General features: G+C 44.9%; 2 protein-coding genes. One reads left to right on the top strand and one right to left on the bottom strand.

What is annotated here, in order from left to right:
* Positions 1 to 388: MATE family efflux transporter (locus KIV40_RS31550; RefSeq protein ID WP_285353249.1), on the top strand; the 388-nt coding region annotated here is incomplete at its 5' end.
* Positions 389 to 523: 135 nt separating this feature from the next.
* Here the strand turns inward: KIV40_RS31550 and KIV40_RS31545 are convergent.
* A partial coding sequence (locus tag KIV40_RS31545) for an alanine:cation symporter family protein (RefSeq protein ID WP_285353248.1) occupies positions 524 to 735 on the bottom strand: 212 nt, incomplete at its 5' end.

The raw sequence follows: 735 nt of genomic DNA, 5'->3' as shown, positions 1-735 counted from the left end.
TGGTAGCGGTGCAGTATTCTTGGTGCTGGTTTGGGTATTTTCTCCTCAGATTGCACAGTGGTATCTCGGTGAGGCGACGGGCTTGATTGCGCTCTCTTCAACGGCGCTAAGTCTATTCTTCTTAGGTGTTCCATTAATGGGGCTAAACCTAGTGATTGCGAACTTATTCCAAGCGATTGCTAAGCCAAAACAGGCGACGTTGATATCATTGGGTCGTGGGTTTGTCTTCGTTGCGTTGGGTGTAATGCTGCTTCCATACTTGTTTCCAGAGAACGGAATTTGGGCAAGCATCGTCTTTGCAGAAGCGTTAACGGCATTAATGAGTATCACCATGCTCATGTCGTATCGACGTCGATACATGCAAATGCCAGAGCGCGCCGAGGCGTAATCAATACCACAAAAGAAAGAGCCACTCGTTAATTCGAATGGCTCTTTTAGTTTGTTTATCCGCTTATGCTCATCGCTTTGATGTTAATGGGATTTGGAACGGCTCCACCCATTGAGCATGAACATTCAGCAAGACTTATTTATATGCTTTGATCTCGCCTGATTTCACTCGTGTAACGAATGAGTGAAGTTCTTTCTTAACAACAGGCATCAAGAAGTAAAGACCAAGAATGTTGAAGATAGACATCGCGAAGATAGCAGCATCAGAGAAGTCGATTACCGCGCCGAACTGAATTGTCGCACCGATTACAACAAACACACAGAACATCACTTTGAAAATAACCTCCG

The sequence above is a fragment of the Vibrio sp. D173a genome, assembly GCF_030248475.1.
The sequence above is the reverse complement of the archived record's forward strand: the minus strand, read 5'-3'. Positions and strand labels throughout refer to the sequence as shown.